Raw genomic sequence first — 12901 nt, forward strand, 5'->3', positions numbered from 1 at the left:
TCCGGTCCGCATACACAGCGATAGACTAAGCCGGATTATGCTTTGCCAGGAAGTCAAGTGCCGACTTCATCATTTCGATGCGGTGCGACCCTACGGTTTCCCAGTGGTCCTGGCCCTTGTAGGTAATAAACTCCACCGGTTTGTTGGCCGCCTTCAGGGCTTTTTCCATCCGTTTGCTCTGGTCGATCGGCACCACGGTGTCGTCGGTGCCGTGGATCAACAGAATGGGACAATAGGCCTTATCTGCCTGGCGGGCCGGGGACACGGCCTCAAGGGTCTTGGCATCGCCCATGAACTGTTTCCAGTACCGCACCCGGCGGGTCTGCTTGCCGGCGCTGTTGTCGAGCACGAAACTTGTCATCGACTTCAGGTCGGACACGCCGGCAATGGAAACGGCGCACCGGTAGACGTCCGGATCCAGGGTGGCGCCCGCCAGGGCGGCATAGCCGCCGTAAGAGGCGCCCAGGATCGCCACGCGCTTGGGGTCGATCGTGCCCTGGGCTGCCAGCCAGCGCACGCCGTCCGACAGGTCGGTTTGCATCTTGCGGCCCCACTCGCCGAAACCCTTTTCGACGAAAGCCTCGCCATAGCCGCTTGAGCCGCGGAAATTGGGTTGCAGGACGGCGTAACCGCGCGAGGCCAGACACTGGGTCTGCCAGTCGAAATCGATCCTGTCGCGTGATTCCGGCCCGCCATGTGGCAGGACCACCAGCGGCAGGTTCTTCACCGCCTTGAAGGGCGGCAGGGTCAGATAGCCGTGAATGTCCAGCCCGTCGGCGGCCTTGTAGCGGATGGCTGTCTTCTGGGTAATCCATTCCTTGGGAATGTCGGGATAGTTCAGCGCCAGAAGTTCGACCTGGCCGGTCGAGAAGTCGGCAAAGAAGTAGGTGCCGGCATCGAAGGGGCTTTCGCCGTAGATGAGCAGCTTGCGCGGGTCCTCGGCGAAACCGCGCATGGCGACGCGATACTCCTCACCCATGGTCGGCGCCAGTCCGGCGGCGATCTTCTTCATCAAGGGGTCGAAATAGTCGTAGGAGAACCAGTCGTCGTGGTGCGAAAATCCCGCCAGCCGACCGGTATTGGGGTGGAACAGGGCGCCGCGTCCGCGGCCGTCGCCGCCGCTGTCCAGCGCCGGCCCCAGGGTGCCATCCGCCGAGATCTCGTGATATTCGCCCTCGTTTTCGCCGGCATTGAGGTACAGGACCACCGATTGCCCGTCGCGCCCCAGGCCGATCAGGTTGGGCGTGTTGAGCGCTTCCTTGACACTGTATATTTCCTTGAAGCGATTGAATTTTCCGGGTTCGCCGGTGTTGAAATACAGCTTCCAGGTCTTGCGTTCGTCGCTGTATTCGGAATAGGCCACCGGCCGTCCGTCGGGGGCGACGACCCAGCCCTCGGTATCGTTGTCGCCTTCGTGGAGCAGCTTGCCGCGCGGCTTGGTCATGCTGAAGCTGAACAGGCAGAGATTGTAGCCCATTGTCATACGGTAGTTCGAGCCGGTCACCCGGTACTCGCCGTCAACCTTGATACGCTGGATGTCGCCCAGAACTATGCCGTAGAAGCCTTCCTCGCGCGAAAAGAAGTTGGTTACCTCGGCCGTATCCAGATGAACCGACCGGGCGATCGAGAATTCGTGTTTCCAGCCGGCGAACTCGGGCAGGGCGGTGGTCACCGAATTGATCAGGACCACGTGATCGTTGTCGCCAAAGAAGAGGTCACGAATCTTGGTGGGACCCATATTGATCGTCTTGGTCTTGAGGTCTGCGATGTTGAAGTGCATCAGCATCTTGTCGTCGCCCCTCTGGGTCACCAGGGCGCAGCGCTTGCCGTCGGGCGACAGCGCGATTTCGTCGATGGCTGGCGGGGAGGCGAAGGCCTCGACCGGCGGCATGGGGGTGGCCGGTACCTTCGGTGCCTCGTCGGCCTGGGCGCTAAGGGACGCCAGGTTTATGGCGGCAGCAGCGCCGCCGATGCGGAAAAGAGCGCGGCGGTTCAGGTCGGATGGTCGTGTCGGGCGCATGTTGGACCTCAGCCGGCCGGATTGTGTTGTTCGAGAAAGGCCACGGCCGCCTTCATCATCTCGATACGCAGCGAACTGATGGTCTCCCAGTGGTCTTGTCCCCTGTAGCTAATGAATTCGACGGGCTTGCCCGCGGCTTTCAGGGCCTTTTCCATGCGCCGGCTCTGGTCAATGGGCACAACCGAGTCGTCTGTGCCGTGAAGCAGCAGGATCGGACAATAGGCTTCCCTGGCACGTTTGAAGGGAGAAATTTCGTCGTATCGTTCAGGGTCGCCGAGGCGGCGGGTAATGATCTTGTGGTAATAGGTTCCCGGCATTCTTCCGAAAACCAACCATTCGGGGTGACAGATGCCGGCCACCGAAACGGCGCAGCGATATACACCCTTGTCGATGGTGGCGCCGGCCAGGGCGGCATAGCCACCGTAGGATGCCCCCATGATGGCGACTCGCTTGGGGTCAATGAGGCCTTGCGCCGCCAGGTGGCGAACGCCGTCGGACAAGTCGGTCTGCATTTTGCGGCCGAATTCGCCATCGCCGGCACGCAGGAAGGCTTCACCATAGCCGGTTGAGCCGCGAAAGTTAGGTTGCAACACGGCGTAGCCGCGTGACGCCAGGGCTTGCGCCTGCCAGTCGAAGCCGCCGTAGTCGCGCGATTCCGGTCCGCCATGCGGGAGCACCACCAGCGGCAGGTCTTTTGCCGTCCGCGCCTTGGGCAGGGTCAGGTAGGCATGGATATCCAGCCCATCAGCGGCCTTGTAGTCGATCGGCTTGCGTTCCGAGAGGGCGGCTTCGTCGAGATCGAGGTAGTTGGAGAAGATGGTGAAAACATTGCCTGTCGCAAAATCGCAATAGTAGTAGGACCCGGCGTCGCCAGGACCTTCGCCATAGACGATCATTTTGCGCGGATCTTCGGCGTGATCGATCAGGGAAAAGCGATATCCCGGACCCAGTACCTCTGGAACAGCCTCGGCCAGCGACTTCATCAGCGGATCGAAGAATTCGTAGCGGAACCAGTCGTCATGAACGGCGTATCCGGCCAGGCGTCCGGTGACGGGATGGAACAGAGCGGAAATCTCGTCTCCGCCGCTGCCGGTTTCGAAGGCCGGCGCCAAGGTCCCGGCGGGCGACATCTCGTGGTAAAACCAGCCGGCGTCTTTCGAATACATGGCGAGCAACAGCCCTTTGCCGGAGCGATCCAGTCCCACCAGGTTCGGCCAAGGGGAGAGGTCGTGCGTGTTTACCGCATAGACCTCCTCGAAACGGGGCGGTTGTCCGACGGCGGCGCGATTAAATTTCAATCGCCAGTAACCGTAGGTCGCGCTCGCCTCGGCAATGGCGATAATCTGGCCATCGGGAGCGCAGATGCAGTCTGACAGGTATTCCGATCCTTCGAAAACCGTAGTCCCGGCCGGATCGTCCATCCCAAAGCGTTGGACAACGACCCGCCCACGACTAGACCACGTACTGGCGATCAATTGATAGCCGGTAGCGGTGTGTACCCGTTGCGGCCAACCCGCTTGGGTGGGATGGAAGAAGTACCGGTCTGAGTCCTTGTCGAACAACATGATTTGTTGAAGGGTCGAGAGGTTGACCACGGACACCAGCCCTACTTCCGCGCGCCGGCGTTCGCCCCGAACATGGCCAGTTTGGATCACTACATGGTCGTTATCCGCCCACATCAGTTTGCGGGTTCTGACTGTCCCGAGCGGGATTGTTTTAGTGACCTGATCAGACACATTAAGGTGGATAAGGACCTTGTTGTCCTGGTTCTGGCTGATCAGGGCGATACGTGTGCCGTCGGGCGACAGGGCAATCTGGTCGACCATCGGCAGGGCCGCATAGGCCTCGATCGGCAAGGCGGCGTTCGCGACACGCGGCAAGAAGGCGGTGGCGCCGGAGGCTGCGGCGAAGGTGAGAAAGTGGCGGCGATGGAAATGCATGGATACCCCCCGGAATACCGCCAAACCATAACGTGAGAGACCTAGGGCTGCAAGGCCTGGTCAGGGAATTGGTTGCGGAACCAGGTGCCCTGGCGCTTGGCATAGTTGCGCGTCATCTGCTGCGCCTGAGCGAGGGCGGCGTCGAGCGTCATTTCGCCTTTAAGATGGGCAGCGAATTCACGTAGCCCCAGCACCCGCATGATCGGCCAGTCTTCCCGCAGGCCCTGACGCGTCAGATCGCGGACCTCGTCCAGGGCGCCTTGATCGAGCATTATCTGCAGGCGAGCGTCGCAACGGGCGTAGAGTTCTTCACGGTCCGGGTGCAAGATTTCCATTTTCCAGGAAGTTTTCGGCAGGGCCGGCTTTGTCCTGTCCTGCCAATCACTCAGAGGCGTTCCGGTGTGCAGGAAAACCTCGTAGGCCCGGGCCAGGCGCTGGCGATCGTTCGCAGATATGCGATGTTCGGCCTTGGGGTCGTGTCGCCGCAACAGGTCACGGAAAGCGGTTTCGCCGAGCACGTCGTAGGTGTCGCGGGCGGTGGTGCGGGCCAGTTCGCCGATCGGAGGGATATCGGCCAGGCCGAAGACCAGGCTGTTGAAATAGAGGCCGGTACCACCAACGACGCAGACCGGCGCCCCACCGTTCAGCGCGGCATCGAGATACGGCCTGGCGGCGCGCAGCCATTCGCCGGCCGACCATAAAACCTGCGGGCCAAGATGACCGTAAAGGACATGTTCGGCTTGCGTCATATCGGTGGCCGTCGGTCGCGCTGTCAGGATGGGAACGTCGCTATAGAGTTGCATCGAGTCGGCATTGAGGATGACCCCACCGGTTTCCTGCGCCCAGGCCAGCGCGCGCGCCGACTTGCCCGAGGCGGTCGGTCCGGCCAGCAAAAGGATCGGCACGTCGGTTGGCATGTCCGTTTTTGGCATTTTCTACTTTAAAGCGGTGACCTGAGCGCCTATGTCAACGCCGTCCTGTTCCTTGATCCCCATACCGAACGAAATGAGTCCCGTCCATGTTAGACCGTGCCCAGGTCCTGACCGCCCTCAACGCCATTACCGATCCCGCGACCGGTCAGGGACTGAGCGACGCCGGAATGGTTCGTGCCCTGATCGTTTCGCCCGAACGCATCGGCTTCATGCTGGAAGTTCCGCAGGACAAGGTGACGTCTTACGGCCCGGTACGGTTGGCGGCCGAGAAATTGCTGGCGGGGCTGGAGGGGGTTCGCAAGGCTCAGGTCGTGCTGACGGCAGAAATGGCGCCGGCGCCAGCCAAGCCAGCACCGGCGCGGCTGTCGCCCCAGGCGATCGACCAGGTCAAGAAGGCCGCCCCCGTCGCCGAAGCCCGGCCGGACCATGTCAAGCAGGTCATCGTTGTGGGCTCGGGCAAGGGCGGGGTCGGCAAGTCGACCGTGTCGCTGGGTCTGGCTCTGGGTTTGCAGCAACTGGGGTTGAGCGTCGGTTTCCTCGATGCCGATATCTATGGGCCGTCGGCGCCGACGCTTTTGGGTGTGCGACGGCCGCCAGAGTTCGGTCCCGACAAGCTGATGGTGCCGCCGGAGGCCTGGGGGCTCAAGGTCAACTCGGTCGGGTTCCTGGTCGATGCCGATCAGGCCATGATCTGGCGGGGGCCGATGGCGTCCCAGGCCTTGACACAACTGTTGACGCAGACGCGGTGGGGGACTGAGGCTGAGCCCCTGGACGTGCTTGTGGTCGACATGCCGCCGGGGACGGGCGACGTGCAACTGACTCTGACACAGAAAACCCTGATCGACGGGGCGGTCGTCGTTTCCACACCTCAGGAAATGGCCCTGTCGGATGCCCGGCGCGCGGTCACCCTGTTCGGCAAGACCGGCGTGAAGGTATTGGGCGTGGTCGAGAACATGGCCTTCTTCAAGGCGCCGGAGGGCAGCGAGATCGAGATTTTTGGCCGTGGCGGGGCGGCGCGGTTGGCGGATGCCGTCAAGGTGCCCTTCCTCGGCGAGGTGCCGCTGGATCCGGCCTTGCGCGCTGGCTGCGACGACGGCCGGCCGCTGACGGCATTGGAGCCGGACGGCGACATGGCCGCGCGGTTCAAGGTCATGGCCCAGAAGGTCCTGGATGGCCTGGCAACAGCTACAGAGTAAGTGATTGAACCACGGATAGACGCGGATAGACACCGACATCATGAAAATCCTGCGTCGATTGTGCAGAAGCGCCGCTCGCTGGTTGGAACCGCGAATGAACGCGAATGAACGCGAATAAGAGCGAGCGCCAAAGGCGCTCAATAGCTGATGTCAAGCGCACGGGGTTAGACGAATGCTAAAGATACTTGCGCTTATTCGCGTTCATTCGCGGTTCTAAACACACTTCGATGCCTCTTTGCAGTGAGTTTCGGGTGACCTTGAAATCCGATTCTATCGGTGTCCATCCGTGGTTCAAAAACCTTCCTCAATAATCCTTCGAATAGCGGACGCTGACGGCGGTGCCCTGGTTGCCGACCTGGGACAGGACAGAGAGGGCGCGCGACAGGGCGACCTCCAACTGGGTGGCGGTAAAGCCCTTGGTGTCGGTGACGATCTCGACATAGACATTGCTGGTCAGGTATTTGCCGGCGGCCAGCGACGTGCCGCGGCCGGTTTCGGCATCGGCGCCGACCAGGCGCAGGCGGTCGATACCGGTCGCCGAGCGTAACGCACCCAACGGATTAAGGAAATCGGTCCCACCACGTAAGCCGTTGACAGCAGATGCGAGTTGCAGAGCTTCGGTGGCCGACAGGTTGGTCACGCTCTCGCCGAACAGCATGCGCGACAGGACCTCGTCCTGGGGCAGGGCCGGGGTCGAGGAAAAGGCCAGGGACGGCCGTTGGGCCGAGCCGGAAACCCTAATGAGCCCCTTGACATCCTGCATGTCGCCCGACGCCTGGATCGAGATTTCCGGGTCCACCAAAGGCCCGCCGTCGAACAGGATCTGGCCGTTATCGATGGTGAAAGCCTTGCCGGCAAACGTGTAGTTGCCGCGGACAACCTCCATGCGTCCGACGACGCGCGGATCGCGCGTCGTGCCGATGACGCGCAGGTCCATCGCCCATTCCGAATCCATTCCCATCCCGGAGACGAAAATCTGGCGGTCGGCACGGACCCCAATGCTTAAATTCCATAAGGCTGGAATTGTCTCATCGGCGACCTGAGGCTTGTCGTCCACGCCCTTTTTGTGGACACCATCGAGCACATTGACCTGGGCAGCGCCTTGGCGGACCATTTCGTACTTGAGTTGCGGCAGACTCAGATCACCCCGGACCCAGGCCCCGTCGGCTTGCGAGTTGGTGACGTCCAGCGTGCCGGAAACGGTTGAGTCGACCGTGTCGCTGCGGGCCAGGCGGGCATTGTTCAGATCGATATGAATCGACATTGGGAAGCGTTGGTCGGCGGCCAGGCTGAGCCACCCCGAACCGGAAACGGTGCCGGCGCCAGCGCGGCCCTCCAGTTTGGTCAGTTCGAGGCGGTCATTGGTGAAGCGGCCGTCGATGGCCAGGGCGGTGATGCGCGTGCCGAAGGTTTCGTTGTCGTAGGTCAGGCCTGTGCCCTTGATGACGCCATTGAGGAACGGCTGGCTTAGGCGGCCCGACATGTCGGCGGCGACGGCGACGGCACCGGTCAGGTTCTGGCGCGGCAGGCCGCTCAGCGAGAAGGGCACGGCGGCCGGACCGTTGTAGCGTACGCCGCCTGAGAGACCTGAGTCCATCAGGGCTTCGACCCAGCGCGGATTGGTTGACGGTGTCAGGTCGGCATTGATGCGGCCGACAACAGTGCCGCCCTGACGGACCACGGCGCGGACATAGTTGGAGGACGAAGAGCGGTTGGGGTTGAGCTGGGCGTCGAGCGTCATGTCGACCGGCGCCGAAACCATGGCGGCTGACGTGCGCGAGAAGTCGTCGATCTTCAGCGCCAGGCGCGCCGTCGGGAAGCCGCCGCCAATCTGGGCGAACTCGACCGAGCCTTCCGCCCGGCCGGTGACCCCCAGGTCGTTGCTGAACAGGTTGACGACGCTGAGGTCGACATTGTGTAGCCGGGCCTGCATCTGGGTGCGTTCGCCGAAGCGGCCGGCCAGGTCCATGCGGCCCTGTTCCATGACCAGCCTGGTCGGCTGCAACACCCATTCCACGCCAGATTTGGCATTTCCAGCTTTCGTGATACGTGCCGGCTTTTCGAGGGTAAAGGGCAGCCCGTTGGCGGTGCCCTTGGCGGCGATGGTGTACAGGTTGGGCGCGATGGTGCCGTTTAAGGCGATGTTGAACGGCACGGCGGCCGAGCCGGTCGCGACCGCCTGGACGGTGCCCGCTTCGCCCTTCAGGTTGATCTTGGCGCGGCCGGTGGCGAGGCTGAAATCCTGCCAGGTGGCATTGGCCATCTGGACGTCGCCGGTGAGTTCGAGCTGATCGCGCAGTACCAGGTTGGCGGCAATGATGGCGCGGCCGACTGTGCCACGATGCTTTTCTGGCATATCGCCAGGGATAATGACGCCGGAGCCGGTGGCGTTGACGACGGCGGCCTGGTCGCCGCCGTCGTTGCTCAAGACCGCCGTGCCGGTCAGACCCGATCCGGCCAGGGCCAGGTTGCCGGCGAAGGGGCCGCCGTCGGTTTGGGTCAGTCGCCCCGAGGTGTTGATGCCGGCGAAGGATGCCGTCTTGATGTCGATGACCAGCGGACCTTGACCGATCAGAAGGACGGTGTCGGCGGAGAAGGGGCCGTAGGCGCTGCTGCCTTCGCCGACGATGGCGTAGGCGCCATCGACACCGGTGATGTTGGCTACGACATCGCGCATCTCGACACCCAGGCCGGGGCTGGCGGCACGCAGGACGGCCACGGGTCGGTCAAAGGTGCCGGTGGCGGTGAGGTCAAGCGGGCCATAGGTTTGCGAGGTGCCCAGCGCTTTGAGCGTGATGGCGCCCTTGGTGTTGAAATTGCCGTCGGCCGAGGCCAGGGTAAAGAGCGGGGCCTTGCCGCTGACCTTGGAGAAGGAGAAGATGCCGGCGGGCGACCAGGCGTAGTTGCCGGTCAGGCGGGCATTGCCACCCATGAGGTCGCGCACGCCGTCCTGGGACCATTGGGTGGTGACGATATCGGCCGAACCGGTCATGGAGAAGCCCGGCTTGTCACGATAGGTCATCCTGGCCGAGGTCGAGACGTTCATCGTGCCTATTTCGGCGATGGTGTAGTTGTTGACGCTGGCCTTGACGTCGGCAGAATAGACGCCGTCTCGGGTATTGCCGCGTAAGCTACCGCTGGCCTTGGCGCGATCGGAGACCAGGCGTATATTGTCGCTGGTCAACTGGCCGTCCTCGATACGGACATCGCTGTCCAGTTTCAGGTGGGTGAGCAGGGGATCGACCCGCGGGTCGATGCCGGAAATGGCCGTCGCGCGGGCATTGACCGGGATAATGACGACGCCGTCGCCGCCGCGCGAGGTGCCCTTGGCGGTGAAATCGACCAGGCGCAGCGTGTCCAGGTTGAACCGCTTTGCCTTGACGTCGTAGTCGAAGCGCGGTTGGCGGAAAGTGCCGTCGATGATCAGGTCGGCATAGAGGTCGCTGGCGTCAAAGCCGTAGCCGAGCGCGTCCGGATCGAGCAGGCGCAGATGGGCTTCGACCTTGTCAAAGCGGTTGCCGGCCAGGTTGACCAGGCCCCTGGCGGTCAGGCTGAGGGCGTCCGAGGTTAGTTTCAGGTCGGTGTCGAAACGGCGGTCCTTACCCTTGGCGGTCAAATCGACCTGGACGGCGGGCTTAAACAGCGCGGCGGATTCGCCGGTCAGTAACACACCCGGATAGGTCGGGCCCTTGACGAAGAAGGTGCCGTCCTTGGCCGTCAGGTCCAGGTTCATCAGCGGGTGTTCGCCCAACCGAGCGGTCGCCTTGCCGCGCCACAGCTTCCATTCGCCCTTGCCGGCAATGGCAGCGGTGACCGGGCCGTCCAGTTTCAGCACATCGTCGACCAGGCCGCCGGAGGGGGCGCTGAGGCGGGCGTCGATGTCGAGCCGGTTGTCGTCGGGGACGGCATCGATCAGAACATTGAGCAGATCGCCTTGGGTGCTGCGGGCGTCGGCGACGATCCTTGCCCGGCGTTTCAACAGGTGGGCTTCGCCGTTCAGGCTCAGGGTCCGGGCCTCGCCGGTGATTTCGGGCGCCAGGTGGATGGCGTCGACCTTGACCCGCCCGATATCGATCTTGATGTCGGGCAGCAGTGGCCCCTGGTCCTTTTCCGGATCCTGGGACGGGTTTAGCGCCGGCTGGCGCAGGACATCGATGCGCGGGCTGGAAAAGTCGCGGATATCGACGTGTTTGTCGAGCGCGCCGAAGGGCCGCCAGTTGAGGTGGATGATGGGGCTTTGCACGAACACGCCCTTGGGGTCGCGGACGCGGACATTGTGCAGGGTCATTTCGCCATACAGCGAGCCGTCGATGCGCTCGATCTCGATCTGCAGGCCGGAATTGAGCTTGATGCCCGTGGCGTATTCGATCAACAGCCGGCGGCCGGGTGCCGTGTTTAGCGACATCAGCAGAATGGCGACGATGACGGCAACGATAGCCAGGATAATGGCGATGTTGAGGGCCACCTTCGACCAGGTGACCTCGCGCCAGTCCAGCGCCTTCCAGCGGCCGTGGAGTTCTGTCGCGGCGTAGCGGCTGAGGCGGGTTGCGTGGCCGCGCGCCCGGTCGAGGTGCTGTCTGAGGTTCGGCTTCTCGGGTTCAGGTTCCGCCATGCTCAGAAGGCCTGACCGATGCCAACATAGAGGGCCACCTGGGGGTCGTTGTCGCGGCGGCTGAGCGGGATGGCGACGTCGATGCGGATGGGGCCGAAATTGGTATAGAGCCGTGCGCCGACACCGATACCGACGCGGAGGTCGGAGAAGGTGGGCATGTCTTCCGGATAGGCCTGGCCGATATCGATAAAGGGCACGATGCCGAGGTCGCCCAGGCGGTAGCGCAGCTCAACCGAGGCCTCAAAAACGCTCAGGCCGCCGGTCGGATCGCCGTCGGCGTCGACGGGGCCCAGGCCCTGGAAGGCGAAGCCGCGCACCGAGCCGCCGCCGCCGGCATAGATGCGCCGCGACGGCGCGATCTGGTCGAGCTGGGCGCCCAGTTGGGTCCCCAGGCGGACGCGGCTGGCGATCACCATCTTGTCGTTGATCGCCCGGTAATAGCTGCCATCGAGGAGGGTTTTGACGTTGGGCGCGCCGGTATCGCCGAGATTGACTTCCGGGGTGGTTTGAATGCCGAGGCGGAAGCCTGTTGTCGGGTTGAGCAGGTCGTCGGAGCGGTCGTAGCCGATACGGATCGGCAGGTCGGCCAGGTAGAAGACCTCACGAATGTTGCTGTTGGTCGCGGGGCGGCTCAGGTCGGTCGAGATTTCCTGGGTGGCCAGGATTTCGGCGCCATACGACCAGGTCCACACCTTTTGCCACAGCGGCGTCGAGACCCGCGACCGGGACCAGGTCAGCGCGGCCGTATTGGCGTCGTAGGCATCGTAGACATTGTGGGCGGCGCTGAGGCCGAACTGGGTGCTGCGGTCGCGTCGCTTGTCGTTCGAGCGCCGGAACGTTGCCGACAGGCTCTGTTCCTGGGTGCCGATCACGCCGGTGTAGATGACGGCGCCTTCGGGCGGGAAGCGGTTGCGGTCCGTCCAACTGGCCGAGGCCTGGAAGCCTTCGCCGGTACTGAAGCCGACCTCGGCCGACAGGGTGCGGCTGGGGCCCTTCTGCTGATGGACCAGCAGGTCGACGTAAGATGTACCGTCAGGGGCCTTTTCGCCGCTGAGGACGGGCTCGACGCCGACGCTGGAGAAGAGGCCTGTGGCGACCAGGGCTTCGCGCAGGTCGTCGACCTTGCGGTTGTCGTAGAGCTCGCCGCGTTCGAAGCGGGTCAGGACCTCGACATGGTCGGGCTGGAAGACGATGTCGCCATCGCTGCGGAAGCCGCCGAAGCGCGAGCGGTCGCCGGTGTCGACATTGAGTTTGTAGTCGCCGGTGTGGGTGAGGTCTTCCAGCGCGATGTCGCGGGCGCCGATCTTGGCGAAGGGGTAGCCGTTGCGCTGCATCTCCAGGCTGACATTGGCCTCGGCCGCCAGGACGGTGTCGGCGACGATGCCGTCGTCCTTTTTCAGCGGCAGGGAATTGCGGATCAGGTCGGGCGGCGCGGTCGGCTGGGCGGCGATGTCGATGGCGTTGAGCCGGTAGAGGTTGCCGGGGGTAACAGTTATGGCGACGCGGGTCTGGTCGGGCTGGCCGGTGACGGGGGCAAGCGTGGTCATGACCGAGCCGTCGAAATAGCCTTCGGATTTGAGCAGGCGCAGGATGAGGGCTTCGTCCTCATTGGCGCGGGCGCGGATCATGGCGGTATTGGCGGCCTTGCCGTCGCCGTCTTCCAGGGCACTCAGGTCCTTGAAGCGGTCCTTCATGCGGCCCCACAGGCCGTCGACCTGAAGCGTGTAGCGGATTTCGGGCAGGTCGCGGTCGGGCTCGGCGGCGGCCTGAAACGGCTGAACGTCATAGCCTTCCAGCGCCGGGAGGGGAGCTTCGAGTTCCTGGTCGTCGACGGTGACGGCGGGCAGGGCGTCGGCCCGGTTGGGGGCGGTTTCGGTGACGGTGACCGTGGCGTCGGGTGTTGGGGTTTCGACGGGCGGTGCTGGCGTTTCGGGGGTGGCGTCCGGTATTTTGTCGAGGGTTGGGAGGGCTTCGTCGAAGGCTTCGTCGGAGACGATATCGTCGGTGGGCGGGGCTTGTGTTTCCTGGGCGGTGACCGCGCCGGCCAGCAGGGCGGCCAGGCTGACGGCGCATAAGACTAGTCCACCCCTTGCGCCTGTCACGTGCCCACCTTTATTCTGCCAGTGCCCGAATGATGCCGGGGCTTTCGGCTGTCGTCAGATACCGAACACACACGCCACCGCGGCGCAAAAAATCCATAT

The 12901-nt window shown here is 63.5% G+C and carries 6 protein-coding genes; 1 reads left to right on the top strand and 5 read right to left on the bottom strand.

Annotated elements, in window-relative coordinates; translation table 11 throughout:
- Positions 1–25: 25 nt before the first annotated feature.
- From ABAC402_RS31085 to miaA, 3 genes are read right to left on the bottom strand one after another with little or no spacing between them, the layout of a single operon-like run.
- The gene (locus ABAC402_RS31085; protein ID WP_023449687.1) at positions 26–2020 is read right to left on the bottom strand and encodes a S9 family peptidase; all 1995 of its coding nucleotides are present in this window, start codon (positions 2018–2020) and stop codon (positions 26–28) included.
- 8 nt (positions 2021–2028) lie between these two features.
- On the bottom strand, positions 2029–3960 hold the full coding sequence (locus tag ABAC402_RS31090) for a S9 family peptidase (protein WP_023449688.1): 1932 nt from the start codon (positions 3958–3960) through the stop codon (positions 2029–2031).
- A gap of 41 nt (positions 3961–4001) precedes the next feature.
- Positions 4002–4892: a tRNA (adenosine(37)-N6)-dimethylallyltransferase MiaA gene (gene miaA, locus ABAC402_RS31095; RefSeq protein ID WP_023449689.1), complete on the bottom strand. Its 891-nt coding sequence runs from the start codon at positions 4890–4892 to the stop codon at positions 4002–4004.
- An 86-nt stretch (positions 4893–4978) separates the two neighbouring features.
- On the opposite strand from miaA, the gene ABAC402_RS31100 reads away from it, so the two are divergent.
- Positions 4979–6088, top strand: a complete 1110-nt coding sequence (locus ABAC402_RS31100; RefSeq protein WP_023449690.1) for an Mrp/NBP35 family ATP-binding protein — start codon at positions 4979–4981, stop codon at positions 6086–6088.
- Positions 6089–6392: 304 nt separating this feature from the next.
- Here ABAC402_RS31100 and ABAC402_RS31105 read toward each other — a convergent pair whose 3' ends face one another.
- Together ABAC402_RS31105 and ABAC402_RS31110 are read right to left on the bottom strand one after the other, a co-directional pair.
- Positions 6393–10700, bottom strand: coding sequence for a translocation/assembly module TamB domain-containing protein (locus ABAC402_RS31105; RefSeq protein ID WP_023449691.1), 4308 nt, complete (start codon positions 10698–10700; stop codon positions 6393–6395).
- Positions 10701–10702: 2 nt separating this feature from the next.
- Positions 10703–12802 (bottom strand): autotransporter assembly complex family protein, encoded by a 2100-nt coding sequence (locus tag ABAC402_RS31110; protein WP_023449692.1) that lies wholly within the window; start codon positions 12800–12802, stop codon positions 10703–10705.
- Between the last annotated feature and the right edge of the window lie 99 nt (positions 12803–12901).

This window comes from Asticcacaulis sp. AC402, assembly GCF_000495835.1.
In the GTDB taxonomy this organism is placed as follows: Bacteria; Pseudomonadota; Alphaproteobacteria; order Caulobacterales; family Caulobacteraceae; genus Asticcacaulis.

What these genes read in the sequence shown, in the direction of transcription:
- ABAC402_RS31085 (WP_023449687.1), bottom strand. Translation starts at nt 2,020, where the DNA reads ATGCGCCCGACACGACCATCCGACCTGAACCGCCGCGCTCTTTTCCGC.
- ABAC402_RS31090 (WP_023449688.1), bottom strand. Translation starts at nt 3,960, where the DNA reads ATGCATTTCCATCGCCGCCACTTTCTCACCTTCGCCGCAGCCTCCGGC.
- miaA (WP_023449689.1), bottom strand. Translation starts at nt 4,892, where the DNA reads ATGCCAAAAACGGACATGCCAACCGACGTGCCGATCCTTTTGCTGGCC.
- ABAC402_RS31100 (WP_023449690.1), top strand. Translation starts at nt 4,979, where the DNA reads ATGTTAGACCGTGCCCAGGTCCTGACCGCCCTCAACGCCATTACCGAT.
- ABAC402_RS31105 (WP_023449691.1), bottom strand. Translation starts at nt 10,700, where the DNA reads ATGGCGGAACCTGAACCCGAGAAGCCGAACCTCAGACAGCACCTCGAC.